A 24,989-nucleotide genomic window follows, 5' to 3' on the forward strand; every position below is an offset into this window, starting at 1 on the left:
ACACCGTGCTAACCGTTGTGGTGGTGTCAGCCGCTGTGGGCCGGGGTCAGCGCCGACCGCCGCGGTGCTCGAAGGAGCGCTGGGCGACCTGCCCGGCCTCGCGGACGGCACGCTGGCGGCCCGAGGACTGGAAGGAGCGATAGAGGAGCGCGAGGCAGGCGAGCGTCCCGCCGCCGACGGCGAGCGTCGCGTCGAACAGGCCCGCGGTGTAGAGGAGCGTCGTGGTGACGACGCCGGCGCTCGCGGCGACGCCGAGGACGAGGCGGCGCGCGAGGCGATGGAGGACGGCGTTCTCGTCGGCGACGTCCGTCCGCACTTCGAGGTCGTCGCGGTCGAGGCGGTCGAGGGCGCGCTCGGCCTTCGGCGGGAGGCGGGAGGCGGCGCGCGTCGCGTCGACGGCGTCCTCGCTCACGTCACGCAGGGCGTCCGTGAACTGTTCGCGCAGCATCGCCTCGCGCTCGGCCGCGACGTATTCCTCGACGACGGCGACGGTGTCGAACTCGGGGTCGAGCGTTCGGCAGACGCCCTCGAGGACGGTGGCGACGCGGACGACGAGCGCGAGGTCCTGGGGCATTCGGAAGGGAACCTCGTGGAGCGTTCCCTCGAAGCCCCGGACGAGTTCGCGTATTTGGGCAGTCTCGACGTGCTCGCCGCGGAGGTGCTCGACGGCGAGCGCGAGGACGTCCGTGACGAACGCGCGGTCGGCCGCGGGGTCGAGCGCGCCCATCGCGACGAAGACGTCCGCCATCGCCTCCGCGTCGTCGTCCGCGGCGGCGACGTAGAACTCGTGGAGTTGCTCGCGGCGCTCCGCGGAGAGCCGGCCCGTCATCCCGAAGTCGTAGAAGACGAGCGTGCCGTCGTCTTGGACGGCGAGGTTCCCCGGATGGGGGTCGGCGTGGAAGACGCCGTCCTCCAGAATCATCCGGATGTAGACGCGCTCGAGGCGTTCGGCGAGCGCCGACCGGTCGACGCCCATCGCGTCGAGCGCCTCGACGTCGTCGATGCGCGTCCCCTCGACGTAGTCCATGGTGAGGACGCGCTCGCCGGAGTGCGACTCGACGGACGCCGGTACGGCGACGCCGGGGTCGTCGGCGAGGTTCGCGCGCACGGCCTCGAGGCGCTCGCGTTCGTGCGTGTAGTCGAGCTCCTCCCGGAGCGTCTCGGCGAACTCCGCGGCGACGTTCTCGAGCGTGAAGCGCTGGCCGGGCGACGCGAAGCGCATCGCGACCGGCATGACGGCCTCGAGCACCCGCAGGTCGGCCTCGACGGCGGCCTCGATGCCGGGGCGTCGGACCTTTACGGCGACGTCCTCGCCCTCGAGCGTCGCCGTGTACACTTGGCCGAGGCTCGCGCCGCTGATGGCCTCGGTGTCGAAGTCGTCGTACGCCTCCTCGACTGGTCCGACTTCGGCTTCGAGGACCTCGCGCGCCGCCGCCCAGTCCGCTGGTGGCACTCGGTCCTGTAGCTGGGCGAGTTCGCGGGTGTATGTCGGCGGGAGGACGTCCGGGCGCGTCGAGAGCAACTGCCCGAGTTTGACGAACGTCGGCCCGAGGTCATCGAGCGTCGCGCGCAGTTCGCGCGCCCGTCGCTCGTGCGCGGCGTCGTCGACGGCGCGGCCGCCGCCGACGAGGAGGAAGCACCGCCTGTCGCGCAGGAGCGCGAGGACGAACGGCGCGAACGCGGCGGCAACGGCGAGGAAGCGCCGGCAGACGAGGAGCGCGGTGCGGACACGGCCGGGGTCCCGGACCATCGTCGGTGGTTCGCCCGCACACCCTAAAGCGGTGGCGGAGAATCTGCTACCGTGTCTTCGACCGAGGTCACTTGCCTACGTCGTGGGTGAGAGGAGTTACGGCGCATCTCGTCACTTCATCGGGGACGGAATTCTCGTCGCCACGCGGACGTGTAAATCGCATCTCGCTATATCAAACGAGTGGGTGTCGCGGTGTGTTCACCCCCTGATTTCGAGGGTGCCGGTCTCGGCGTCGCCCGCGTGGTAGTCCGGTGTAATCCGGACCGTGTAGACGCCGGCGCTCGGGTTCTGGACGTCCGCGTAGCGGACGACAACCCGGTCGCCCGCCTGTAGTTGATAGGCGACGCCGCTCACGTCGATGACGAGCGTGTGGCCGCCGTCCCGTGTGTCGACCGAGGATATCTCGGCGAGGTAGTCCTTCTCGACGTCGGCGTCCCCGTCCGTGTCGACGCCGAGCGTATCGATGTCGCCACTGGCGTTCGACACCGCGGAGACGTCCGTCCCGTTGTAGGCGACGCGCACGCCATCGAGCGGGTCGCCGACTTCCGACTCGCCCGCGGCGAGCGTCTGCGAGACGACGTGCGTCGTTGTCGCGCCCGGCGACGCGTCGAGGGCGTAAATCGTCTCGTTCCGGTGTGGGTGTGCGCTCGCGAGCGAGAGCGCGCCCGGCGACGGCGAGGCGAGCACCGTGCTGATGTCGCCGCCGTCGGAGCGCCAGACGACCGTGAGGCGCTCGGAGTCGCGGATGGCAGCCGCCGGGACGGCCCCCGCGACGGTGTCGCCCGCGCCGAACTCGCTCGGGGAGGCGGTCAGGAGTGTCGTCGTCCGGTTGCGGACAGCGAGCGTGCCGCCGGTGAGCGTCTCGCCGCCGCCGTGACGAACCACCAATTGGCCGTCGCTCGCGTCGTAGGAGCACTCGAGGAGCGCCGTCGGGGTGTCGCTCGTCGCGGTGTCGAGGTGCAACACGAGCAGGCCGGCCGTCACGGCGAGGGCGGCGACGATGGCGACGAGGAGGACCGTCCCGATGACCGGGCTCAACCCTCGCTCGTCGCGCGAGACGGTGGTCTCTCGCACGGCTGTCAGGTTCAGCCGTCAGCCGAAAAAGGTCGGTGGCCGGACAGGTCGGGCTAGCGCGCGTGGCCGCCGTTCTCCTCGAAGAGGAGGGTGAGGAGTTTGCGGTGGGCCGTCCGGAGGTGGCTGTTGAAGGTCGGTTGGGAGACGCCGAGCGAGTCCGCGACCTCCGTCCCGGTGCGTTGGCGTGGTGACTCGAAGAACCCGCTGAAGTACGCCGTTTGGAGGGCCTCGAGTTGGCGCTCCGTCAGGCGGTCCTCGACGGCCGCGCGGAACGTCACCGGCGACATCGACGAACGCTCGCGCTCGCGTCGCGCCGCCAACTCCGCGGACGGGAAGAGGCGCGTGAACGTCTCGACGAACTCCCGGACCTCGCGCGACGCCGGGTACCAGACGCGGACCGTGCTTCCCGACGGCGTGGCGACGACGTCCCGAACGACGCCGCCGTGTTCGAGGACTGACGCGTGGATGAAGGTCTCCGAGAGCGTCACCTCGAAGGACTGCTCGTCGGGCGCGCCGTCCGTGCCGGGCGCGGTGGCGATGTGGGAGACGTCGACGACGTTCGGCGGGGCGTGTGACTCGAGGTCGTCGCACTCGAGGCCGTACGTCGTGACGAACGCCCGATAGCTCCCGTCGGAGCGTGGGACGACGTTCTCGACGGAGAACTCCACGCCGAGGTCGGCGGCGAGCCGGGTGACGCGCGCGTCCGTCCCGAGGTCGAACTCGAGTTCGGTGACGCGGTCGTCGACGAACCCGCGCTTCGTCTCGACGGCGTTGATGGCGTACGCCACCGTCTCGCTGAGGTCGGCAAGCACCGAGCGCTCCAGCTCGGAGAACGCCCCGGTCTGCCCGGCGTAGACGACGAGCACGCCGTAGACGGACCCCTCGTAGGTGAGCGGGAGCGCGATGATCGAGCGGTAACCGCGGTTGAGCGCGGCCTGCCGCCACGGGCCGAAGTCGGGGTCGGAGAGGACGTCGTCCGTCACCTGCGTTTCGAGCGTCTTCACGGCGCGTCCGGCCGGCCCCTGTCCGGTGGAGTCGCCGTCGACGGTGAACGTCGCCTCGTCGAGATACCCCTTCTCGTTGCCACGCCACGCTCGCGGGACGATTTCGTCGCCCTCGACGGTACCGACCCACGCGAGCTCGTAGGGGCCCTTGTCGCCGAGGTGGCGACAGACGACCTCCTCGATGTCCGCGCGCGACGCCGCGCTCACGAGCCCCTGGTCGATGCCGCGGATGATGTCGTTGACGCGGTTGAGCCGTTCGAGCGCCTCGTTCTGCTCGGAGAGTGTCTCCTCGCGTTCCTGCAGCAGGCGTTCGTGCTCGATGCGGTCGAACACCGTCTCGACGGTGGAGGCGAACGTCTCGACGAACTTCGTCTCCGCGTGGCGGCCGGCCTCCTGTGCGACGAAGAGGACGCCGCGGCGGCCGATGGGGACGGCGGCGACCTGTGCGAGCGTGTCGTCACGAGCGTCCTCGGTCGCGTGTACCTCGCCGTCGACGAGCGCGCGCCAGCCGGCCCCGCCCTCCTCGCAGAGCGAGTCGAGCGCCACGCCCTCGAGGTCGGTCGTGCGCGCCGCGATGTCAAGCGACCCCTCCTCGTCGAGGCGCGCGACGGCCGCGAGGCGGATGTCGAGGCGGTCCTCGGCGGTGGCGACGACGCGCGCACAGAGGTCGTCGGCGTCCTCGGCGTCCATCAGCTCGCGGGTGACCGCAGGGAGCGATTCGAGGCGGTTCTCGTAGCGCTCGCGTTCGAGTTCGCCGCGAAGCCACTCGCCCATCAGGCGGTGGAAGGTCTGTTCGGCCTCGGTGAACTCGCGCTCGCGATCCTCCATCGAGACGAAGAAGAACGACCCGTATACGTCACCGCCGAGTTGGATTTTCGTGCCGAGGTAGCTCTCGACGCCGAACTGCTGGTAGCAGGCGGCGTCCTCGAAGCCGGCGTCCGCCGGGTCGGAGATCGCGACCGGGCCGTCGGATTCCGGGAGGAGGCGGCAGTAGGTTTCCGAGAGCGCGACCCGCGCGCCGGCTTCGAGGAACTCGTGGTCGCCGCGAACCGCCTCGACGCGGAACGTGTCCTCCTCGGGGTCGATGTGGGCGAACCCGCCGAGGTCGGCGTCGAAGCGCTCCATCCCGAGTTCGAAGAGCCCCTGCAGTTTTCCCTCGAAGTCCCGGTCGGTATCGGCGGTCACCTCGTAGAGACGCCGGAGGGAGCGTTCGCGCTCGCGGAGTGTCTGGAGTTGGCGCTCGCGTTCGGTGTCGTCGCGGACGACGCAGACGAGGCCGCCCTCCTCGGTGACGGCGAGCGAGTGCTGTTCGGGGAAGGTGGAGCCGTCCGCGCGGACGCCGGTCGTCTCGCCCGACCAGAACCCCACCTGGTGGACTTCCTCGAGGACGTCCTCGATGTACTCGACGTCCTCCTCGGGGTAGAGCGTCCGCCAGTGTTTCCCGACCATCTCCAGAGAGTCGTAGCCGTACATGTTGGCGTAGGCCTGATTGACGTGCGTGAAGTGGCCCTCGGCGTCGAGGAGGGCGATGCCCTCGCCCGCGGTGTCGACGGCGAGGCCGACGTTCCGGAGGCGGCGCTCGGTGCGGTAGTTCGAGACGACGTTCTCGACGCGCTTGGCGAACGTCACGCCCGTCGTCTCCGTCACGCGGACGTAGTCGGTGACACCTATCGAAATCGCGTCGCTCGCGAGCGCTTCGTCCCCGTCGTCGGCGAGGAGGACGAACGGCAGGTCGGGCCAGCCCTCGCGGACCGACCGGAGGACGTCGAGGCCCTGGCCGTCCGGCAGCTGGGCGGCACACACGACGCAGTCGGCGTCGTCGAGCGTCTCGGGCAGTGTCGTAGCGTCCGTGGTGAACGTCACCGTGAACGACGGGCGGGCGGCGAGCGTCGACGCGAGGGCGTCGACCGTCCCGTCGACCGGGCCGACGAACCGGACGACTGTCTCCACGAAATCCATCTACGACCGAAGACGGGACCATCACACATGAACTGTTCGCTGACACGCTACATGTATAGCCCCTCGCTCGACGCCGTGACTACGTGTGTAGCAGAAAGGTAGACGCCCCTCAGGAGCGTTCGTCTAGATGCCGTCAGCACCCCGGGACGTCGGAACCACATGAGAGGGGGGAGGTGTCCCGGGGTCACGACGGACGGGTGCGGTTTCGCATCCGTTCTCGCCGCGGCGGACGAACTCGCATCGCGTGGGAGCGTCACTGTTCGTCTCGCCGCGCGCCGAAAAAGAGTGTGACGGAGCCGTTACCGGTCGCTGTTCTGGTCGCCGTCGAGCGTCTCGCGGACGTATTTCTCCTCGTGCTTGTACTTGTGGTCCTCCAGCGTCGCGTCCGAGAGCGACTCGTTCTCGACGTGGAGCTCTTGGAGCGTGACGTTCCGGTGGTCGACGCCGGACTCGGAGACGTTGTGGAACGCCGAGTCAGTCATCGTCGAGTTCGTCCACGTCGCGTTCGTTACCGTGACGTTCGTCAGCGCCACATCGTGAACCGTCACGTTCGTCCACGTGACGTTCGCGAAGGTGACGTTCGTCAGCGTGACGTTCTGGAAGGTCACGTTCTGGAACGTCGCGTTCGCCGTCGACGTGTTCGCCCACGTCGTGTTTGCGAGCGAGGAGTTCGCCCACGTCACGTTCTGGACCGTCGCGTTCGTAATCGTGGTGTTCACGACGCTCGTGTTGGTCAACGTGCTGTTCGTGACAGACGTGTTGGTCCACGTCGCGTTGCCCCACGTGCTGTTCACGACGCTGGCGTTCGCCCACGTGCTATTCGTCACGGACGCGTTGGCGACGCTCGTGTTGGTCCACGTTGCGTTCGTGAACGTCGAGTTCGCGACGCTCGTGTTGGTCAGTGAGGTGTTCGTCCACGTAGTGTTGGCCCACGTCACGTTCTGGAGCGAGGCGTTGGTGAGTGTCGCGTTCACCACCGACGTGTTCCAGACGGAGGTGTTGGTCCACGTTGCGTTCGTCCACGTGCTGTTCGCGACAGTGACGTCCTCGAAGCTCGCGTTCGTCAGTGTCGCGTTCACCACCGACGTGTTCCAGACGGACGCGTTCGCCCACGTCGCGTTGGCGAGCGTGGCGTTCGTCAGGGTCGTGTTCGCCCATGTGGTATTCGTCAGCGTCGCGTTCGTGAACGTCGCGTTGGTCCACGTGCCGTTCAGGACGGTGGTGTTCGCGAGCACCGTCCCGTTCTGCGTGACGTTCGTCCACGTGCTGTTCGCCACCGTCACGTTCTCCCACGTGCCGTTCAGCACCGTGGTGTTCGTGTAGGTGGTGTTCGTCGCGGTGTAGTTCTGGATGCTCGTGTTGCGGAACGTGAAGTTCGCGAGGACGAGCGAGCCGGTGCGCGGGTTCTGCGTGGACTGGACGTTGATGTCGGCCTCGACGGAGTAGTTGCCCGCGTCGTTCGGGTTCGCGGCGTCGCCGTAGACGACAACGACCGTGTAGTCGTCCTTAATGCCGTAGTTCCCGCCGAAGTCGAAGGTGACGGTCTCGCCGACGTTGTTCGTCGAGACCTCCTTCAGGTCGTCCATCGTCGAAATCTCGATGTCGCCGTCACCGTCGACGTCGAAACCGACCTTCTTCACGTCGTTGATGCCGACGTCCTGTACCGAGCCGTCGTAGCTCCCGTCGGCGTGGTAGTTCACCTGCACGTCGGAGAGGGAGTTACCGACTTCGTTCGAGGACGTCGCGAGCGCGACGTGATGCACGGCCGTCGCGCCGGGTTTCGGCGGCGCGGGGTCGATGATTTCGTTGTGGTTCGACGCCGGCTCGTAGCCCGTCACCGTCGTCGTCTCGTTCTCGTAGTCGGTGACGTTCGAGCCGGTGGTGAGCGTCGCGTTCACCGGGTCGAACTTGCTCTGATGGTTGACGTCGAGCGTGACGTTGTACGACCCCGTCGTCGGGTTCGTCACGTTGTCGTAGGTGACGATGACCGACTCGTTGTAGTCGATGTCGGTGTCGCCGCCGAAGTCGAAGACGACGGTGCCGTTCCGGTGGAGGACGTTCTTCAGGTCCGTCGCGTTCCGGTCGATGTCGCCGTCCTCGTCCATGTCGATGCCGACGGCGAGGACGTCCGCCGTCGTGACGTTCGAGACGTCACCGTCGAACGCCGGGTCGGCGGAGTAGTTGACGTACACCGTACTCAGCGAGTTGCCCGCTTCGTTCGATGTGACGTCGACACTGACCGTGTGCGTCGCGTTCGCCCCGGGGTCCGCCGGGTCGGTGTCGATGGTCCCGCTCGCCGCGGCCGCGACCGTGCCTGTGAATGCGATACTGCCTGCAACGACTGACAGCGCCACCAGCGCCGCGAGAGCGACGCTCCGTGCCTGTGACTGTCGTGTCATGAATTGGGGGTAGAGTGCGGGTCGGACTCGGTCCGCCGCGCACAGACATTCACTCGCTCGCCGAAAAGCGTTGGTGGCCACCCGCCCGAATCATGCGCCCTCGCGGAACGGTTTGACGGAGTGGACGCCGTACTCCTCGTCGAGGCGGCGCGTCGTCTCGGTCTCCGCGGCGGCGAGGACGGCGATGCCGCCGACGGTGCCGCCGGCGCGCTCCAGCAACTCGATGGCCGTCTCGACCTGCGAGGCCGTCTCCATCCAGTCGTCCACGAGGAGGACGGGGCCGTCCTCGGGGACGTGCTCGACGTTCACCTCCAAGGTCTTCTCCTCGCCGGTGTAGTCGACGAGCGAGTCCGCGACGCGGTTCTCCTCGCGCACGGGGAGTTTCTCGTCCTTCCGTATCGAGACGAACCCGACGCCGAAGTGGCGTGCGAGCGCCGTCCCCGGGATGTAGCCCATCGCGTCGATACCCGCGACGTAATCGAAGTCAGCGGGGTTGAGCAGGCCCGCGAGGTCGGACACGAACTCGTCGAACACCGCGGCGTCCGTGAAAATCGCGGGGACGTCCGTCCGGTACTCTCCGGGCGGGCTCTCGATGCGCTCCTCGTACGCCTCCCACTCCATATCCCATCGTTTCTGTGCGCCCGGCAAAGTCACGTCGGCCGCGGCGACGCGGAGACGGCGGACCGAGAGGACTCGATGGCCGCTACAGCGACGTGTGAGCGCCGTACGTCCGCGTTCGTCTCCCGCCGTCGGTCGAAACCGATTTTTCCCGGGCGCGTATTGGAAGCGCGTATGCACACACGGAGGGCTCGACAGTGCGAGTCGTAATCGTCGGCGCCGGCGAGGTCGGCTCGAGTATCGCTGCGAGTCTCGCGGGGAGCCACGAAGTCGTCGTCGTCGACGTGGACCCCGAGCGCACCGAGGAACTCACCTACGAGCACGACGTGCTGACCGTCGAAGGCGACGGCGCGTCGCTCGATACGCTCGAGGCCGCGGACGTCGCGAAGGCGGACATCGTCATCGCCTCGACGGACGACGACGAGACGAACCTCGCCATCTGCGGGACGGCGAAGACGGCGAGCGACGCGTTCACCATCGCGCGCGTGCAGAACCGCGCCTACCTGCAGACGTGGCGGCGCTCGCACGGCGTCTTCGGCGTCGACTTCATGGTCTGTACCGACCTCCTCACCGCCCAGTCCATCGTCCGCATCGTCGGCCTCCCGACGGCGCGCGACGTCGACCCGTTCGCGGACGGGCGCGTCCAGATGGCGGAGTTCGAGGTCGTCGAGGGGAGCCCGATCGCCGGACAAACGGTACAGGAAGCCGACCGCTTCGACGCGCTGACGTTCGCGGCCGTCATCCGCGAGGGCGAGGTCGAGATCGCGAGCGGCGACACGCGCATCGTCGCGGGCGACGAAGTGGTCGTCATCGGCCGCCCGGACAGCGTCGAGGCGTTCGCGGCCGCCGTCGTCCCCGAAGGCGGCACTGGCGACGTCGACGGTGTCGTCATCATCGGGGGCAGCTCCGTCGGCGCACTCACCGCCCAACTGCTCTCCGAGCGCGGGTTCTCCCCGCGGCTCATCGAGCAGAATCCCGAGCGCGCGCGCGAACTCGCGGAAAACCTCTCGAAGGCCACCGTCCTCGAACACGACGCGACGGACGCCGACTTCCTCGAACGCGAGCACATCGGGGAGGCCGGCCTCCTCGTCGCCGCGCTCGAAAGCGACGAGCGCAACCTCCTCGTCTCCCTGCTCGCGAAACGCCTCGGCGTCGAGCGGACCGTCGCCATCGTCGACAACCCGGCGTACGTCCCGCTCTTCGAGGCCGTCGGCGTCGACATCGCCATCAACCCGCGGGAGGTCACCGCCGAGGAGATTACGCGCTTCACCCGCGAGCGCCGCATGGAGAACGTCGCCATCGTCGAACCGGGCGCCGCGGAGGTCCTCGAAGTCGAGGTCGACGAGGAGAGTATCCTCGCCGGCCGGACGATTCGGGACGCCGCCGCCGACCTGCCGGATGGCGTCGTCGTCGGCGCCATCACGCGCAACGGCACCTTCGTGACGCCGCGCGGCGACACCGTCGTCGAAGTCGGCGACCACGTCGTCGCGTTCGTCCGCGAGGACGCCCTCGACGCGGTGACCGCGAAACTATGAGTGCGACAGTCCGGGTGGACTGGCGCGCGAGCGTCAGCCTCACCGGCCGCGTCATCAAGTGGCTCAGCGTCCCGATGCTGTTCCCGCTCGCCCTCGCCCTCTACTACGGGCGGGGCCTGCTGACGTTCGTTGTCAGTATCGCCGTCGCGTTCGCCGTCGGCTTCGCCCTCGAACGCCTCCACGACGACCCTGCTGAGGCACTCGGCACCCGCGAGGGCTTCCTCATGGTGGCGTTGACGTGGCTCCTCATCAGCGTCGTCGGGGCGGTGCCCTACCTCGTTGAAGGGAACCTCACCGCGTACGGCGCGCCGTCGACGCTCCGGTTGCCCGTGAACGCGCTCTTCGAGACGATGAGCGGGTTCACCACCACCGGGTCCACCGTTATGGGAACCATCAGCTTCGAGAATCACTCGCGCGCCCTCATGATGTGGCGACAACAGACACAGTGGCTCGGCGGGATGGGAATCGTCGTCCTCGCCGTCGCCATCCTCCCCGAACTCTCCGTCGGCGGCGCGCAACTGATGGACGCCGAGGCGCCCGGGCCGGGCATCCAGAAGCTCACGCCGCGCATCGCCGAGACGGCGCGCACGCTCTGGGGAATGTACGTCGGCCTCACCGTCATCGAAATCGTCGGCCTCTATACCTTCCACGTGCTCGGGATGGCACCCGAGATGACGCTCTACAACGCCGTCGCGCACGGCTTCACCACCATGCCGACCGGTGGATTCAGCCCCGAGGCGCGCTCCATCGAGGCATTCAGCGCCGTCGTCCAGTGGTTCGTCATCCCGTTCATGGTCGCCGCGGGTGTGAACTTCGCGCTCTTCTGGCATCTCTGGAATCGGGACTTCGAGACCGTCTGGGACGACGTCGAGTTCAAGGCATACCTCGGCTCGATGGGTGTCCTCACGGCGCTCGTCGCCGGCCTCCTCTTCACGACGCCGGGCTTCGAGATGCTGACCGACGCGCTCGAACCGTCGCTGCGCCACGCCGCCTTCCAGGTCGTCTCCATCGTGACGACGACCGGGTACGCGAGCATGGACTTCAACAACTGGGGCCAGCACGCGAAGTACGTCCTGCTGTTCGCGATGTTCATCGGCGGCTCCGCGGGGAGCACCGGTGGTGGCATCAAGGTCATCCGCTGGGTGGTGATTCTGAAGACGCTGCGCCGCGAGCTGTTCACCGCCGTCCACCCCGAGGCGGTGCAGCCGATCCGTCTCGGCTCGAACGTCATCGACGAGAGTGCGGTACGCGGTATCTACACGTTCACCCTGCTCTACCTCGTCATCTTCGCCGTCGGGACGCTCGCTATCGTCGTCATCGGCGTCCCCGGACACGAGCTGTCGGCGTTCGAGGCGACGAGCGCCGTCGCGGCGACACTCGGGAACGTCGGGCCGGGTATCGGGCTCGTCGGCCCGATGAACAGTTTCCTGCAGTTCCCACGGGTCTCGAAGCTCCTGATGGTCTTCTTCATGTGGGTGGGCCGGCTCGAAATCTTCCCGGTGCTCGTCCTCCTCACGCGCACCTACTGGCAGAGCTGAGCCCCACCTATTTACTCCTCCTCGTGAAGCAGGTGACCGGCCGTCGCTACTCGGATTCGCGACCGTCGTGAGGAGGACGGCATCACGCCGCGGGACAACGCCGAACTCCACGCCGGCGGCGGCGTGCCTATCCGACGGTGACCGTGCCCGTCGAGAGGAACGCCGTCTCGTAGCCCTCGTGGCGGGCAGCCTGCGACGGCACCGTCACCTCGAGTGAGAGCGGTCCCGGTGCTGTATCGAGCACCGTCCCGTAGTGGTGACCGAGGTCGGCGTCGAGCGTCTCCGTGAGGTCACGGGTCGTCCCACCCATTTTCGCACGGAGGCCGGTCATCGGGAGCGGAATCCGATTGCACGGCGTGCGAACGGAGACGGCGAGATAGGTCTGGGACTCGCCGCCGCCGAAGCGCGTGGCGTCGTCGATGACGGTGGCGACGAACGTCGCGTCGCCGCTCGTCCCCTGCCCGAGGACGCGCCCGGACAGGTCCTCCGCGGGGGGGACTTGCGCCACGGGCATCTTCATCTCCGTCGGGTCGACGGCGCCGCGCTCGCCCGCCGTCCGGACGAAGCGCCGCGAAACGGCCTCGAGTTCGGACTGCGAGTAGGCGAGCGAGAAGTCGAACGTCACGGACTCGGGGGCGTCCGCGAGCGTGCCGACGCGACGGGCGGCGGGCGCGCCCACCCGCACCGACACCTCGTAGGACCCGCCATCACCGGGGAGCGCGACGTTGTCGCCGAAGTGAAAGCCCATCGACTGGGAGAGCATCGGCCACGGCGCGTTCGACGTGACGAGCTCGCCGTCCGCGCGGAAACGAACCACCGGGTTCAGGTCGGTGAGCACCGTGTTCGTCGCGGCGTCCCAGACGACCGGCATAACGTGCAGCGAGTCCTCGGCGCGCACCGAGACGCGCTTCGTCTCCTCGCCGACGGTGAGCCAGAAGCGGTGCGGGACCGTGTAGGTGAGCGCGCACGCGTAGCCGCCGCGCGTCTGCATCCCCGACATCAGCATGCCATCGACGTGCGAGGGGTAGTAGACGGCGTTCGGGCGGTCCGGGAGCGGCGGCTCGCTCGACCGGCTACTCTGCGTCTCCTCGCGCGTGAGGTTCAGCGCCGAACAGCCAGCGAGACCCGCGAGGCCGCCCGCGCCGAGCGTCCCGAGGAACGCGCGGCGACTAGGCATCGCCCTCGGGCGTCGGGAGCGCGCGCTTCGAGCGCGGCGGCACGAGGTAGTTCCCGCGGCGCGTGACGTCCATGTACTGGAGGATGCCGTTGTTGTTCCGCCGGCCGACCGGCGTTTCCGCGGCGAGGGCGTCGCCCGTCATCGCCTCGCGGGTGCGGACGAAGTCGTCGATGGCGCGCTGATAGCTGACGAAGTGGAGGCCGGCGTGCCCGCCGTCCGTCGAGTCGAAGTCCCGCCGGAGGATGACCGGGCGGCCGTCCTCGCGCAGCGAGAACATCTTCTGACTGTGGCCGACCACGCCGTCCTCGCTTGCGGCCCGTTCGGCGGGTTTCGCTTTCTCCATCTTCGCGTCCGTCCCGAGGTTGTCGCCCGCACCCTCGACGACGTCGTTTTCGGCGTGATAAGGGCAGAACATCTTGCCGACGCGCGCCTCCCGGTCGTCCTGCTCGTACCACTGGTGGAGGTTGAGCGTCATGTGCGAGACGTGCTGTGTCGTCCCGCCCGCGAACGGGCCCTCGGGGATGGTGACGCGGTCCTCGGTGGCCTGGGTCTTCTCGAAGGTGGACTTGAACCCCATGTAGAGCGGCGCGTCCTCCGGAACGGGCTCGGAGTCCGGGACGCCGCGCGCGTCCTGGTTCTCCGCCGGCAGGCCGTCGCCGGTGAACCCGGTGCGTCGCTCCGCGACGGTGAAGACGTCCGTGAGCATCCCCTCCACGGCGACGCCGTTGAGAGTGTCCTTTTCGCCCGTGAGCGCCTGCTCGGCGGCGAGGAGGACGTGGGCGTGGTCGGACGCGAGGTGGAGGGCGGCGTCGTACGTGTCGAGGTCGGGGGCCTCGAAGGACGCGAGCGCGCGCGGTTCCGGCAGGTCCACCGAGTCGGACAGCGCGCCCTCGAAGCGCGCGAAGTACGCCGGGGAGTACGCCATCGTCGAGAGGAGGCCGTCGTGACTCCACGCGTACGCCGCATCGAGCGTGTCGAGCGCCGCCGCGACGGTCTCGCGCTCGTCCGCCGTGGGCGCGCCCTCGCCGTCGTAGTCGAGCATGAGGAGCAGGCGGTGCGGGACGGGCACCGCGTTCCCGTGGTCGTCGCGCGCGACGTAGTCGTGCCACGCGTGCTGGCGCTCCGGGAGCGAGTCCGACCCCGTCGGAACGCTCGGGTCGTCCGTCCGGTCGAGACACGCCGAGAGCGCGCTTGCGCCGCCGATGGCGAGCGCCGACTTCACGAACGCGCGGCGGTCGATACCGCGGTCCCGTCCTCCGGTCATGGCCGGAGTTTGGGGACGCGACGTGAAATGCCGCGCGGTCGGGCCGCGCCGCTAGAAGAGGTCGCCGTCCGCCAGCGCGTGCTGGAGGAAGCGGCCGATCGCGAGGTGCTGGTTCATCGCTTCGCGCACGCGGGCCTCCGCACCGGTCTCGTCCGCGATGGTGTACTCCTTCGTGCGCACCATCTCGTGGACGGACACCGTCCCCTGGTCCTCCATATCGTGGAGGCGCGGGTAGACGGTGCCGGGACTGAGGCGCGCGTCGAACAGGCGCGCGAGGTCGTCCATCAGCTGTTTGCCGTGCGTGCCGTCCGCGTGCAGCGCGATGAGGACGAGCAGGAGCTCGTCGAGGCTGTGCTTGACGACGCCCTCGTCGAAGTGGAAGCCTTCATCGCCCGCGTCGAGCGTGCGGAGCGCGTCGTCGAGTATCTCGACGGGCCGCGCGTCCGTCGTGTCTTCCGAGCGCGAGCCGGTCTCGATCTCGCGAAGCAGGCTCTCGACGGTAATCTGTTCGGGCTTCGAACCGGCCGATTCCAGAGTTCCTCCCCAGGTCTCCTTCATACCTCTCCCGACGCTCTAGTGGTAGTTAAGCAGGTGAGAGTGGTTTCATTGTTTGAGAAAGCTTAATCTAGAGCCGTACCCACGACTTGAATTGTGTCATTCGTGGGGGCCGACGAACTGCTCGACACTCTCGGAGACAGCCGTTCTCGTGCAGTACTTGCAGCAGTGAACGACGAGCCGCGCTCGGCGAAGGAAGTCGCCGACGCGCTCGACGTCTCGCTCCCGACGGTCTACCGTCGCCTCGACGACCTGGAGGCGTGCGATCTCGTCGCCGCGCAGACGGCCGTCGCGCCCGACGGTAACCACTACAAGCGCTACTCCTCGACGTTCGAGGAGCTCTCGGTTCGCCTCGAGGATGACGCGTACGAGGTGGACGTCCGCCGCGACGAGGACCTCGCCGACCGCTTCAGCGACCTCTGGTCGGAGCTCGGCGGCGAGTGACCCGGCGCGCCGGAGCGGCGGCCGACCCCGGCGGCGCGCGTTCGCGCAGGCGAAGAAGGAGTACGTTTATGCGCTCCGTCACGAACGTTCCACCCGTCTGATGTCGCTCGCGAGCATCGTCCTCGTCGCCCTCCGTCTCGTCCTGTTCGCGCTCACGCTGGGTCTGACGCTCATCAGTTTCGAGGCCTACCGTCGGAACGGGACCCAGCGCCTCGAATACGCCTTCATCGGGTTCGCGTTCGTCAGCATGGGCGTCGGGCTGACGGTGCTCTCCGACCAGTTGACCGTCGGGCCGGTGTTCGAGATCGGCGCGACGCTCCCGTTCATCGTCGGGTTCGCGACGCTCTACCTCTCGCTCTACCGTTAGTCCGCCGCGCTCGCTGGCTCGGGCGCCTCCTCGCTGCGAACCGTGTCCTCGACTTGCGTGTGGACGAGCAGCGCGCCGAGGAGCGCGAGCACGCCCCCGAGGACGAACGGCGCCGCGTAGGAGATGGCGGCGAGCGCGCCCGAGGCGAGCGGGCCGATGGCGACGCCGAGGCCGAACGACATCGTCAGCACGGAGAGCTGCGTGCCGGACTGGCCGGCGCGGGCGTAGTCGCCGGCGAGCGCCATCGCGGGCGCGAAGACGGCGGCACCCGCGATGCCCTGCACGAAGCGCGCGACGATCATCATCCACGGTTCGGTGACGAACCCCTGTGCGGCCGTCGACGGCGCGAGCAACAGGAGGCCGCCGAGGATGAACGGTTTGCGGCCGTAGGTGTCGCTCGCGTCGCCGATGGGGGCTTGCAGGAGGACTTGCGCGAGCACGAACGCCGCGAACTCGATGCCGAAGAGGAACGCCGTCTGGTTCAGGCGGGCGTTCACCTGCGTCTCGATGGCGGCGAGGAGCGCGATGCCGATGGCCATGAAGAGGGAGGCGACGCCGAGCGTGAAGACGGGGTCGAGGAGTTTCCCCTCGCGCTCGTGGTCGAGGACGGCGATGGAGAGGTCGTCGCCGGCGTCCGCCTCCACCGTCTCGGGGTCCTCGACGAGCAGCGTGACGAGGACGAAACTGAGGAGCGCGCCGGCGGCGGCAATCGTGAACGCGGCGTTGTAGCCGGTGAGCGCGCCACCGAAGTAGGGGCCGCTGTGGACGAGGCCGCCCGCGAAGATGGGTCCGAGGCCGAAGCCGAGCAGGCGGAAGGTGTTGAAGACGCCCATGTTGTTCCCGCGGGTCTCCTGTGTCGCGAGTTCGTTCACGAGCGCGATGGTCGCGGGCACGGTGAACGCGACGCCGAAGCCCTGTATCGCGCGAATCGTGAACAACTGGAGGTAGCTCCCCGCGAACGCGTAGGCGACGTTCGTCACCGCGAGGACGCCGAGGCCGAAGAGGACGAACACGCGGCGCTTCCCGGTGCGGTCGGACCACCGGCCGGTGAACGGTTGGCCGAAACTGTTGAGAAAGCCGAACATCGAGAGGACGACGCCGACGGCAAGGCTCTGGGCGAGCGAGACCTCGAACCCGGGGACGCCGACGGTGACGCCCGCTGTCGCGCCGCCGGCGATGACGTCCCCGATGAACAGCGGGAGGACGACGATGAGGAAGGAGTTCCCGAGCGAGTCCATCGCGCGCGCCAGCGCGAGAACGAGCACGCGCCGGTCGACGGCGAAGAGGTTCTGAACGTAGCGGACTACGCCCATCGCGACCCTCCGCACGGCGGAGCGCGCGCTACGTGAGATGGTCGGAACGCGTACATAATCGACTGCTGAACACTCGGTCAGGAGCCACTAAAAGTAGTTTGGCTTCGGCAGAGGCGAGCGCTACTCGGGCGCGCACTCCTCGACGGTGAGCGCCGCCGAACAACACCCCGTCCGGTAGTTCTCCGGCGTCTCGACGGTCGGACAGCGCCGGTAGCGCCGCCCGACGACGTCGCCACAACGCGCACAGTAGAGCCGATACGCGGGGTCGGCGAACGGCGGGCAGGTGAGCGGGACCTCAAGCGCGGCGGCGCGCTCGCGGAACGCGGGGCCGTGGTCGGTGACGCCGTAGGCCTGCACCTGCTCGGCGTGGAGGAGTTCGTGGCGGACGACGTCGTGGAGCGTCGCCTCGTCGAAGGCGTCGGCGGCGCGCCGAGCGAGCACGAGCGTCGCCTCGCGGTGGCGGTCGTCCACCGCGTCCCAGTCGGGTCGGGTGCCGACGGCGCCGTCGGGGAGCGGGACGTGTCTGCACGCGCCCGCGCGGCGCTTCGCGTGCGCCGACACCGCGACGTCCACGAGCGCCGGGTCGAGGGCGACGAGGTCGCGCTCCGCGGCGGCGCGGACTTCGTGGCGTAGCCAGCCGCGGAGGGCGGCGTCCGAGTCGAACTCCATCGGGCGTGGGTGGGGCGCCTCCACACTTGAACGCTCGGTGTCCGCCGGTGTCCGTGCGTTTTTCCGCGCGCCGCGCCACCTGCGAGTATGAGCGAGAGCGAGACGACGCAGTTCGAGGAGGTCCGCGAGCAGGCCGCCGAGGCACTCGAACGCGAGGACTTGACGTCGATTTACCTCGGCGTGCTGGACGAGGGCGGGGAGAACGAGTTCTTCTTCGGGAACGACACGGACGACCCGCGCGAACTCCAGCAGACGGCGGCGACCCAGCTCGGGATGCTCTGTCGCGTGCTCGCGAACCAGTCCGACCTCAGCGTCCAGCAGGTGGCTGACCTCGCCGTCCGGCGCGCGAACGAACTCGGCGTCGAGCACTGACTCCGGAGCCCTCCCGAGACGTCAAGAGACCACATACGAACGCCTTTGCTGGCGCGAGAACGAGTGTCCGACGGACGCGGGAGCCACATCCTGCGCCCCCTGCACCCGCTTTCAGTTCCGCATCTCGCGCATCGACACGGGATACGCGGGGACGAACGGGGTGCGTGACGTCACTTCGAAGACGCTCTTTCTGACGGCCCCCTTGGCGTACTGGCTGACGCTCCGCCGGATAGGCGTGCGTTTGCCGTCGACGGCCGTCGCGCCGGTTCGGATGGCGTCGACGACGTCCTCGGCGTCGATGTTCGCGGGCGCGTCCGGGCCGGGGACCTCGATCTCGGTGTAGGCGCGCCCGACGTTCATCAGGTAGTGGGCGTCGCTCGACCCGATGGCGGGGAGACCGCGACTGCGCGCGAAGCGCCGCGCGCGGCGGTTCCGGTAGCCAGTGAACAGCATCGAGTTGTAGACCTCGACGGCGTCGACCGGGTGGTCGGCCTCGGGTTCGTCCGGGACGAGGTGGCGCCGCTTGACGCCGTGGCGACTCCGCTGGAAGGGGTGGGCCGCGACGGCGACGCCGCCCAGTTCGCGGATCGTCCGTGCGGTTTCGCGATACCCCATTCCGGGGTCCGGACACTCGGTGACGCCGATGGCCAGCAGGTGGCCGTGCTGGGTGGAGACTTCGACGCCGGGCACGCCGACGAGGCCGTAGTCGGGGGCGAGGCGGGCCGCGCGGAGGGACGCCGAAATCTCGTCGTGGTCGGTGATGACGACGCCGTCGAGGCCGATGTCGGCGGCGTGCTCGAGGATAAGCTCCACGGGCTCGTGGCCGTCGTAGGAGGCGTCCGAGTGGACGTGGGGGTCCAGTCGGAGAGTGGACATACTCGAGAAGTAGGTGGGCCGCACGTATAGCCTTGCTTCCCGACGACGGGGCACGTTCACACTCGACAGGAGACGGCCGCGTCAGGCGACGGGGAGTTCGGTGTCGACGCCGGCGGCGACGGCGTCACGGACGCGTTCGAGCGCCTCGCCGTCGCCGACTTCGCTCACGTTCTCCATGAGCACCGTCTCGCTCGGGAAGAGGCGCTCGCCGAGTTCGAGGCCGTGCTCGCGGGCGGTGGAGCCGGTGACGGTGAGGTAGACGCCGAGGCCGACGTCGGCGATGGCGGCCTCCTCCTCCTCGCCCTCCTCGGGGTAGACGAACTCCACGCCCTCGAGCGCGTCGAGGCCGATGACGGCCTCGACGAGGCGCTCGTAGCGCGGCGAGATGCAGAGCGGCCCTTCGTACTGGGCGAGGAACGTCCGGTCGAGGGCGTCGGTGCCGAGCTCGGCGGGCTTGCCCATCAGCGTGTGATACACCGTGTCGCCGAGGCCGGTGACGACGCGGACGTCGGTGTCCTGCGGGTCGATGCGGGCGTTGAGGTCGGCGATGGTCGCGAGCGGCTCCTCGCGGAGGCCGACGACTTCCTCGAGGACGAGGTCCGCGCTGTCGAAGCCGAGCGCGAACTCGTGTTTGCGGAGCGCGCGGAACGGCTCCTCGCGGCCGACGAGCCGAACGGGGACGTCCGCGACGTCGAGGGTGAGGCTGTCGAAGACGACGCGCCGGGGTTTGCCCGCCCGGTCGTCGCGCAGGAGCGTGTAGTCGGGGCTGTACGGGTCCCCGGGGTCGCTGTAGGCCGCGAGGCGCTCGTAGACGCCGTCCTCGGGGTCGGCCTGTCCCTTGGTGACGGCCTTCTCGTGTCGAAGCGTCTCAGTCACCTCGTCGACGACCCGTTGTGCGGACGGATGGCCCGCGAGCCGGTCGAGGACGGCTTCGAGCGGGCGACCCTTCCGTGGGACGGCGACGGTGACTGGCTCCATCGTTGTCGGACACTAGCGACCCGCCGGCTTACGGGTTGTGTTTCGTGCGAATCCGTCTCCACCAACCCTTTTCTGCATACGATTGTTAGGAGAAACTATGTCCGCGAGACAGAAACAGGGGGCAGCAGCCGTACTCGTCGGCCTCGTGGGATTTGCGCTCATCTGCGTCTTGCTACTCGACTCCTTCGCGAGCACCTTCCGGGGGTCCAGCGTCGGCCTCGGACTCGTCGAGAACGTCGTCCCGCTCTCCCTCGCCGCAATCCTCGTCTGGATGTCCTATCGTATCGCGACGACGAACAGCGACGTCGAATACCTCACCGTCATCGCGAAGTGGGTCGGCCTCGGCACCCTCGTCGGCGTCGGCATCATCGCGTGGACGCTCGGCGTACAGGCCATCGAAGGCCACCTCGACCCCGCCGCCGTCGTCATCGACATTCTCGCGCTCGTCGTCGGCCTCTCGCTCCTCGGCGGCGTCCGGGAAGCCCAGCGCCGGGGCGAACACAAGCGCTTCCAGGGGCTCTTCGAGCACATCGACTCCGCCATCGCCGAAGTCACCGTCTCCGGGACGGACGTCCGCATCGAGCGCGCGAACGAGTCCTTCCGCAAGACCTTCGGCTACGACCGCGAGGAGGGCGGCGACCTCACCGACATCGTTGAGGCCGACCTCCCCGACATCGCCACCGAACTCCGCGCCGGCCGCGACGTCGACGCCGAAGTCCACGTCGAGACCGAACACGGCGAGCGCGACTACCTCCTCCGCACCGCGAACCTCTTCGCGGGCGACGAAGGCATCCACGCACACGCCGTCTTCATGGACATCACCGCGCAGAAGGAGCGCGAGCGTGCACTCCAACGCGAATCCAGCGCCCGCGAGCAGGCGCTCGAGGAGCGCACCACGCAACTCGAGTTCCTCCATAGCCTCCTGCGCCACGACGTCCAGAACGGTATGATGGTCATCCGTTCGCGCGCCGAATTTCTCTCGAACGAGCTCGACGGCAAACTCGCGGGCTACGCCGACACCATCGCCGCGCGCAGCGAGGACATCACCGACCAAATCGACCGGATGCGAACCACGCTCGACGCGCTCACTGACGAGGGCGCCGGCCACGACCGCGTCGACCTCAGCGCCGTCCTCGACGGCCGCGTGGAGGCGCTCCGCGAGACCCGACAGGAGGTGACCGTCGAGTCCGAGGTCGAGGACGGCCTCGCCGTCGAAGCTGACGACATGCTCGACGACGTCTTCGACAACCTCCTGCGGAACGCCGTCGTCCACAACGACAGCGACCACCCCACCGTCCGCGTCACCGCCGCCGAGACGGATGACGAAGTCGTCGTCCGCGTCGAGGACGACGGCCCGGGCGTCCCCGAGGAACACCGCGAGAACGTCTTCCGGCGCGGCGTCTCCAACCCGAACGACGGCTCGGGGTCCGGCTCCGGCTTCGGGTTGTTCTTCGTCGACACGATGGTGAACAGCTACGGCGGCGACGTCCGCGTCGAGGACAGCGACCTCGGCGGCGCCGAGTTCGTCGTCACCCTCCCCGCCGTCTGAACTAAACCCCAGCCACTCCATCCCCCACCCATGTCACCCGATTCATCCAAACCCGTCGTACTGGCCGTCGAGGACGACGTCGACGTGCTCGAAACCTACGAAATCTGGCTGTTCGACGCCTATGACGTCCGCACCGCCGAGACCGGCGACGACGCCATCAAGGCGTTCGACGACGACATCGACGCCGTCGTCCTCGACCGCATGATGCCCCGCACCTCCGGCGAGGACGTGCTGCGCGAGTTCCGCGAGCGCGGCTACGACGCCGGCGTCGTCATGGTCTCCGCGCTCGAACCCGACGAGAGCGTCGCCGCCCTCCCCTTCGACGCCTACCTCACGAAGCCCATCGACAAGGAGGAACTGCGCGCGGCCGTCGACGCGATGGTCGAGCGCGCCGACCTCGATGAGGCCCGCCGCGAGCACGCGATGCTCGCCGAGCGACACGCGGCGCTCCGCGTCTACAACAGCGACGCCATCGCCGACACCGAGGCGTTCGAAGAACTCGAGGCGGCCACCGAGGCGGCCGCTGAGCGCCACGGCGAACCCCTCGACGCCGACGACCTCGTCGTCGACCTCTCCTCGGGGGTCGAACCGCCGCCGGGCGTGGAGCCCTAGAGGTCGAAGCGGTCGCCGATTTCGACGATTTCGAGGTCGGCGGGGTAGTCGAAGCTCTTCGCGTGGTGGTGGAGGACCTTCGGGTCAGAAGTGAGGCCCTTCCACATGTCGTAGTGCGTCGGCACGAGCCGGTCGAGTTGGAGGTCGCTCGCGCACTCGATGATCTGGTTCTCGTCGTTGTACCAGCGCGTGCGCTTCGGGACGCCCGTCTCCTTGTCCGGGACGTTCCCGACGGTGCCGAAGGCCAGCGCGCCCGCGTCGATGTCGAAGCGCTCGCCGACGTCGCTGAAGGAGTCGCTGGGCTTGCTGTCGCCCGCGTGGAAGAACGTCCCCGCCTCGTGCTCGAAGACGTAGCCGACCGGGTGGGTCGCGTCGACGTCGTCCGTCTCGACGACATGGACGGTGAAGGAGCCGACCTCGAGGGTGTCGCCCTCCGTGACTTCGACGAACTGCTCCTCACTGACGTCGTAGTCCTCCCGCCACCCCTCCTCGGCGACGACGTCGAGGGAGTCGTCGGGCGCGTAGTAGGTTGCGTCGTGCGCCTCGAGGACGGGTGCCTGACTCTCCTCGTCGACGTGGTCGGTGTGCTCGTGCGTCGCGAACACCGCGTCCGCGTGCTCGACGTCGTCCGGGTCGAACGGCACGGGAATCATCCGAATCGTCCGCGGCGGGCTGCCGGTGCCTACGTAGGGGTCGACGAGGACGGTGGTGCCGTCGCTCGCCTTCAGGAAGAAGCCGTTACAACCGAGGTACCACGCGGCGACACCGTCCGGGTCGGCTTCGTCGACCGCGCGGGGGAGCCAGTCGCCCCAGTCGCTCGTCGTCATGGTCGGACGTGTGCGTGCGCCCGCCCTAAGCGTTCCGGGAGCGACTAACCCGTCTCACTCCTCGACGTCGAAGTCGCGGGCGTGCGCGTCGCGGCAGGCGTCGTCGCAGAAGGCGTAGAAGGAGAGCACGCCGTCCTCGCCCTCGACGGTCGAGACTGGCTGCCACTCGTCCATCCCGAGTTCGGAACCGCAGTTCGCACAGCGGTCGAACTCGACGTCGCCGGGCGTGTCTCGCGCTCCCCGTTTCGCCATCTCTTGCTTCTCTACGCCCCTGCGTCGATTAACGCCCGTGGCTGGGTAATCAGGGTCGTCAAGTACCCCCGCGGGACTCTGTTCGCACACCACCCGGAACGCCGAGGTTATACGGCGCGACACAGTATACGGTCCTAATGAGTCAGGAAGGGCGGTCGGCGGGCGACCTCCGCAACACTGGGATGTCGCTCAAGCACGACCGAACGTGGGACTACGAACTCGACCGCATCGTCGAGGCCGTCGAGGAACGCGACGCCGAGAAGGTCGGCCTCCAGTTCCCCGAGGGACTGAAGCGCCGCGCGCCGCACGTCGCCGACGACCTCCGGGACCTCCTCCCGGACGACACGCGCGTGATGATTTCGGGCAAGCCGTGTTACGGTGCCTGCGACCTCGACACCTACATGATGCGCCGGACGGACGTCTTCGTCCACTTCGGCCACTCCCCGATGAAGGAGTCGGAGAAGATCATCTACGTCCCGCTCTTCTCGAACGTCGACGTCCTCCCCATCATGGAGGAGTCCCTCGAGGAGCTGGAGACGGGCGACGTCGGCCTCGTCACGACGGCCCAGCACATGAACAAGTTCGACGAGATGCGCGAGTACCTCGAGGAGCGCGGCTTCGACGTCCACACGCGGCGTGGCGACGAGCGCCTCACCCACGAGGGCCAGGTCCTCGGGTGTAACTACGCCTCCGCGGACATCGACGCCGACCAGATTCTCTACGTCGGCGGTGGGAAGTTCCACCCGCTCGGACTGGCGATGGAGCACCCCGACAAGGACGTCGTCATCGCGGACCCCGTGAACAACGTCGTCACGCTCGCGGACACGGAGCAGTTCATGAAGCAGCGCTACGCCTCGGTGCATAAAGCGATGGACGCCGAGAAGTGGGGCGTCATCTTCTGCACGAAGATCGGGCAGGGCCGCTGGGAGACTGCGAACGAAATCGTCGAGAACAACGAGAACGCTTACCTCATCACGATGGACGAGGTCACGCCGGACCGCCTCCGGAACTTCGACATGGACGCGTTCGTCAACACGGGCTGTCCGCGCATCACCACGGACGACGGCCCGCGCTTCCACAAGCCGATGCTGACGCCCGGCGAGTACGAGTGTGCCGTCGGCAACAAGCCGCTCGAGGAACTCTCCTTCGACACGTTCCACGGCACCTGGTAACCCGACTCCGCCCGAACGGGCGGGTTCGGGGTAGCCCGAACGCCGACAGTGAGGGCGTGAGAACGCGAGAACTACTGCGGCGCGGCCGACACAACGCTTTTCGCCGGTCCGCGAGTCTTCGGCGGGTATGAGTACACTCTTGCTCCCGCTCCAGCAGGTTGACGTGTTCAGCGTCCAGCAGTCACTCGGCGTCGTCGGGCGCGCCGTCGGTGCGTTCGTCGGGACGCTGCTCGTCGGCGGCCTGCTGCTCGCGCTCGCCGAGGACTGGTTCGAGCGGCTGCTCGGCGTCGTTGACGAGGAGCCGTTCCCGTCGTTCCTCTGGGGGCTCGGGACGCTCGTCGTCTTCGTCTGCGTGGGCATCGTCTTCGTCCTTACCGTCATCGGCATTCTCCTCGTCATCCCGCTCGTCGTCGTCGGCCTCCTGCTGAAGTTCGCGGGGGACGCCCTCGTCTACGTCTACGTCGGCGGGCGCGCCGCCGAGGGGTTGGGCTGGGAGACGACGCGCTGGGGGCACCTGGTCGCCGGCGCGGCGTTCGCGGGTCTCGTCGCCGCCGTCCCGGCGGTCGGGTGGCTCATCAGCTTCGTCGTGAGCAGCGTCGGCGTCGGCGCCGTCGTCCACACGTGGTACCGGAAGTACGACGAGTCGGCGTAGGCGACACCGCTTTCACCGCACACCTACTTCTCT

General features: G+C 68.4%; 23 protein-coding genes. 9 read left to right on the forward strand and 14 right to left on the reverse strand.

The annotated features are described in order from the left end of the window. Window positions 1-46: 46 nt before the first annotated feature. The 5 genes from ACQUS8_RS01585 to ACQUS8_RS01605 all read right to left on the reverse strand — a co-directional run bounded on the left by ACQUS8_RS01585 (window position 47) and on the right by ACQUS8_RS01605 (window position 8,807). Window positions 47-1,750, reverse strand: coding sequence for an ABC1 kinase family protein (locus tag ACQUS8_RS01585; protein WP_435095922.1), 1,704 nt, complete (start codon window positions 1,748-1,750; stop codon window positions 47-49). 198 nt (window positions 1,751-1,948) lie between these two features. Beyond that, the gene (locus tag ACQUS8_RS01590) at window positions 1,949-2,824 is read right to left on the reverse strand and encodes a type IV pilin (RefSeq protein WP_435095925.1); all 876 of its coding nucleotides are present in this window, start codon (window positions 2,822-2,824) and stop codon (window positions 1,949-1,951) included. A gap of 53 nt (window positions 2,825-2,877) precedes the next feature. After that, on the reverse strand, window positions 2,878-5,787 hold the full coding sequence (locus ACQUS8_RS01595) for a bacterio-opsin activator domain-containing protein (protein ID WP_435095928.1): 2,910 nt from the start codon (window positions 5,785-5,787) through the stop codon (window positions 2,878-2,880). Window positions 5,788-6,086: 299 nt separating this feature from the next. Continuing rightward, entirely contained in the window at window positions 6,087-8,186 is a 2,100-nt protein-coding gene (locus tag ACQUS8_RS01600) for a hypothetical protein (protein ID WP_435095931.1), read from the reverse strand. A gap of 90 nt (window positions 8,187-8,276) precedes the next feature. Further along, complete coding sequence (locus ACQUS8_RS01605) at window positions 8,277-8,807, reverse strand: phosphoribosyltransferase family protein (protein ID WP_435095934.1); 531 nt, start codon at window positions 8,805-8,807, stop codon at window positions 8,277-8,279. Window positions 8,808-9,001: 194 nt separating this feature from the next. On the opposite strand from ACQUS8_RS01605, the gene trkA reads away from it, so the two are divergent. Further along, window positions 9,002-10,339, forward strand: a complete 1,338-nt coding sequence (trkA, locus tag ACQUS8_RS01610) for a Trk system potassium transporter TrkA (protein WP_435095937.1) — start codon at window positions 9,002-9,004, stop codon at window positions 10,337-10,339. Beyond that, a complete protein-coding gene (locus ACQUS8_RS01615; protein ID WP_435095940.1) occupies window positions 10,336-11,877 on the forward strand; it encodes a TrkH family potassium uptake protein in 1,542 nt (513 codons plus the stop codon). The genes trkA and ACQUS8_RS01615 overlap by 4 nt, the downstream gene beginning before the upstream one ends. A gap of 127 nt (window positions 11,878-12,004) precedes the next feature. Here ACQUS8_RS01615 and ACQUS8_RS01620 read toward each other — a convergent pair whose 3' ends face one another. The 3 genes from ACQUS8_RS01620 to ACQUS8_RS01630 are packed head-to-tail and all read right to left on the reverse strand — an operon-like array spanning window position 12,005 to window position 14,876. Then, window positions 12,005-13,054, reverse strand: coding sequence for an iron transporter (locus ACQUS8_RS01620; protein WP_435095943.1), 1,050 nt, complete (start codon window positions 13,052-13,054; stop codon window positions 12,005-12,007). Next, the gene (locus ACQUS8_RS01625) at window positions 13,047-14,318 is read right to left on the reverse strand and encodes a DUF7405 family protein (RefSeq protein ID WP_435095946.1); all 1,272 of its coding nucleotides are present in this window, start codon (window positions 14,316-14,318) and stop codon (window positions 13,047-13,049) included. The genes ACQUS8_RS01620 and ACQUS8_RS01625 overlap by 8 nt, the downstream gene beginning before the upstream one ends. A 51-nt stretch (window positions 14,319-14,369) precedes the next feature. Next, the gene (locus tag ACQUS8_RS01630; protein ID WP_435095949.1) at window positions 14,370-14,876 is read right to left on the reverse strand and encodes a PadR family transcriptional regulator; all 507 of its coding nucleotides are present in this window, start codon (window positions 14,874-14,876) and stop codon (window positions 14,370-14,372) included. A gap of 93 nt (window positions 14,877-14,969) precedes the next feature. On the opposite strand from ACQUS8_RS01630, the gene ACQUS8_RS01635 reads away from it, so the two are divergent. Further along, entirely contained in the window at window positions 14,970-15,317 is a 348-nt protein-coding gene (locus ACQUS8_RS01635; protein WP_435095951.1) for a helix-turn-helix domain-containing protein, read from the forward strand. A gap of 100 nt (window positions 15,318-15,417) precedes the next feature. Then, the gene (locus ACQUS8_RS01640; RefSeq protein ID WP_435095953.1) at window positions 15,418-15,684 is read left to right on the forward strand and encodes a DUF7521 family protein; all 267 of its coding nucleotides are present in this window, start codon (window positions 15,418-15,420) and stop codon (window positions 15,682-15,684) included. On the opposite strand, the gene ACQUS8_RS01645 is transcribed toward ACQUS8_RS01640, so the two are convergent. Further along, entirely contained in the window at window positions 15,681-16,997 is a 1,317-nt protein-coding gene (locus ACQUS8_RS01645) for an MFS transporter (RefSeq protein ID WP_435095956.1), read from the reverse strand. The two genes, ACQUS8_RS01640 and ACQUS8_RS01645, sit on opposite strands and share 4 nt — an antisense overlap. 120 nt (window positions 16,998-17,117) lie before the next feature. Next, entirely contained in the window at window positions 17,118-17,666 is a 549-nt protein-coding gene (locus ACQUS8_RS01650) for a SprT-like domain-containing protein (RefSeq protein WP_435095959.1), read from the reverse strand. 87 nt (window positions 17,667-17,753) lie between these two features. On the opposite strand from ACQUS8_RS01650, the gene ACQUS8_RS01655 reads away from it, so the two are divergent. Next, window positions 17,754-18,038 carry a hypothetical protein gene (locus tag ACQUS8_RS01655; protein WP_435095962.1) on the forward strand — a complete coding sequence of 95 codons (285 nt, stop codon included), beginning with the start codon at window positions 17,754-17,756 and terminating at the stop codon, window positions 18,036-18,038. 111 nt (window positions 18,039-18,149) lie between these two features. Here ACQUS8_RS01655 and ACQUS8_RS01660 read toward each other — a convergent pair whose 3' ends face one another. Then, on the reverse strand, window positions 18,150-18,914 hold the full coding sequence (locus ACQUS8_RS01660) for a CehA/McbA family metallohydrolase (protein ID WP_435095965.1): 765 nt from the start codon (window positions 18,912-18,914) through the stop codon (window positions 18,150-18,152). Window positions 18,915-18,995: 81 nt separating this feature from the next. Further along, the gene (locus tag ACQUS8_RS01665; protein WP_435095968.1) at window positions 18,996-19,892 is read right to left on the reverse strand and encodes a hypothetical protein; all 897 of its coding nucleotides are present in this window, start codon (window positions 19,890-19,892) and stop codon (window positions 18,996-18,998) included. Window positions 19,893-19,989: 97 nt separating this feature from the next. Between ACQUS8_RS01665 and ACQUS8_RS01670 the strand changes: the two genes are divergently transcribed. Together ACQUS8_RS01670 and ACQUS8_RS01675 are read left to right on the forward strand one after the other, a co-directional pair. Next, window positions 19,990-21,441 (forward strand): ATP-binding protein, encoded by a 1,452-nt coding sequence (locus tag ACQUS8_RS01670; protein WP_435095971.1) that lies wholly within the window; start codon window positions 19,990-19,992, stop codon window positions 21,439-21,441. Between the two features lie 30 nt (window positions 21,442-21,471). After that, window positions 21,472-22,053 (forward strand): response regulator transcription factor, encoded by a 582-nt coding sequence (locus tag ACQUS8_RS01675; protein WP_435095974.1) that lies wholly within the window; start codon window positions 21,472-21,474, stop codon window positions 22,051-22,053. On the opposite strand, the gene ACQUS8_RS01680 is transcribed toward ACQUS8_RS01675, so the two are convergent. Then, complete coding sequence (locus ACQUS8_RS01680; RefSeq protein ID WP_435095977.1) at window positions 22,050-22,880, reverse strand: MBL fold metallo-hydrolase; 831 nt, start codon at window positions 22,878-22,880, stop codon at window positions 22,050-22,052. The two genes, ACQUS8_RS01675 and ACQUS8_RS01680, sit on opposite strands and share 4 nt — an antisense overlap. 54 nt (window positions 22,881-22,934) lie before the next feature. Further along, window positions 22,935-23,132: a DUF7576 family protein gene (locus tag ACQUS8_RS01685; RefSeq protein ID WP_435095980.1), complete on the reverse strand. Its 198-nt coding sequence runs from the start codon at window positions 23,130-23,132 to the stop codon at window positions 22,935-22,937. A gap of 137 nt (window positions 23,133-23,269) precedes the next feature. Here ACQUS8_RS01685 and dph2 point away from each other — a divergent pair, with 137 nt between their 5' ends. Further along, on the forward strand, window positions 23,270-24,304 hold the full coding sequence (dph2, locus tag ACQUS8_RS01690) for a diphthamide biosynthesis enzyme Dph2 (RefSeq protein WP_435095983.1): 1,035 nt from the start codon (window positions 23,270-23,272) through the stop codon (window positions 24,302-24,304). A 127-nt stretch (window positions 24,305-24,431) separates the two neighbouring features. Continuing rightward, window positions 24,432-24,956, forward strand: a complete 525-nt coding sequence (locus tag ACQUS8_RS01695) for a hypothetical protein (protein ID WP_435095986.1) — start codon at window positions 24,432-24,434, stop codon at window positions 24,954-24,956. The last annotated feature ends 33 nt before the right edge of the window (window positions 24,957-24,989 follow it).

Origin of the sequence: Halarchaeum sp. P4 (genome assembly GCF_051195175.1) — an archaeon.
Taxonomy (GTDB): domain Archaea; phylum Halobacteriota; class Halobacteria; order Halobacteriales; family Halobacteriaceae; genus Halarchaeum.

Coding starts and splice junctions, on each gene's coding strand:
- ACQUS8_RS01585 (WP_435095922.1), bottom strand. CDS start 1,750: ATGGTCCGGGACCCCGGCCGTGTCCGCACCGCGCTCCTCGTCTGCCGG.
- ACQUS8_RS01595 (WP_435095928.1), bottom strand. CDS start 5,787: ATGGATTTCGTGGAGACAGTCGTCCGGTTCGTCGGCCCGGTCGACGGG.
- ACQUS8_RS01600 (WP_435095931.1), bottom strand. CDS start 8,186: ATGACACGACAGTCACAGGCACGGAGCGTCGCTCTCGCGGCGCTGGTG.
- ACQUS8_RS01605 (WP_435095934.1), bottom strand. CDS start 8,807: ATGGAGTGGGAGGCGTACGAGGAGCGCATCGAGAGCCCGCCCGGAGAG.
- ACQUS8_RS01615 (WP_435095940.1), top strand. CDS start 10,336: ATGAGTGCGACAGTCCGGGTGGACTGGCGCGCGAGCGTCAGCCTCACC.
- ACQUS8_RS01620 (WP_435095943.1), bottom strand. CDS start 13,054: ATGCCTAGTCGCCGCGCGTTCCTCGGGACGCTCGGCGCGGGCGGCCTC.
- ACQUS8_RS01625 (WP_435095946.1), bottom strand. CDS start 14,318: ATGACCGGAGGACGGGACCGCGGTATCGACCGCCGCGCGTTCGTGAAG.
- ACQUS8_RS01630 (WP_435095949.1), bottom strand. CDS start 14,876: ATGAAGGAGACCTGGGGAGGAACTCTGGAATCGGCCGGTTCGAAGCCC.
- ACQUS8_RS01640 (WP_435095953.1), top strand. CDS start 15,418: ATGTCGCTCGCGAGCATCGTCCTCGTCGCCCTCCGTCTCGTCCTGTTC.
- ACQUS8_RS01645 (WP_435095956.1), bottom strand. CDS start 16,997: ATGGGCGTAGTCCGCTACGTTCAGAACCTCTTCGCCGTCGACCGGCGC.
- ACQUS8_RS01650 (WP_435095959.1), bottom strand. CDS start 17,666: ATGGAGTTCGACTCGGACGCCGCCCTCCGCGGCTGGCTACGCCACGAA.
- ACQUS8_RS01655 (WP_435095962.1), top strand. CDS start 17,754: ATGAGCGAGAGCGAGACGACGCAGTTCGAGGAGGTCCGCGAGCAGGCC.
- ACQUS8_RS01660 (WP_435095965.1), bottom strand. CDS start 18,914: ATGTCCACTCTCCGACTGGACCCCCACGTCCACTCGGACGCCTCCTAC.
- ACQUS8_RS01665 (WP_435095968.1), bottom strand. CDS start 19,892: ATGGAGCCAGTCACCGTCGCCGTCCCACGGAAGGGTCGCCCGCTCGAA.
- ACQUS8_RS01670 (WP_435095971.1), top strand. CDS start 19,990: ATGTCCGCGAGACAGAAACAGGGGGCAGCAGCCGTACTCGTCGGCCTC.
- ACQUS8_RS01675 (WP_435095974.1), top strand. CDS start 21,472: ATGTCACCCGATTCATCCAAACCCGTCGTACTGGCCGTCGAGGACGAC.
- ACQUS8_RS01680 (WP_435095977.1), bottom strand. CDS start 22,880: ATGACGACGAGCGACTGGGGCGACTGGCTCCCCCGCGCGGTCGACGAA.
- ACQUS8_RS01685 (WP_435095980.1), bottom strand. CDS start 23,132: ATGGCGAAACGGGGAGCGCGAGACACGCCCGGCGACGTCGAGTTCGAC.
- dph2 (WP_435095983.1), top strand. CDS start 23,270: ATGAGTCAGGAAGGGCGGTCGGCGGGCGACCTCCGCAACACTGGGATG.
- ACQUS8_RS01695 (WP_435095986.1), top strand. CDS start 24,432: ATGAGTACACTCTTGCTCCCGCTCCAGCAGGTTGACGTGTTCAGCGTC.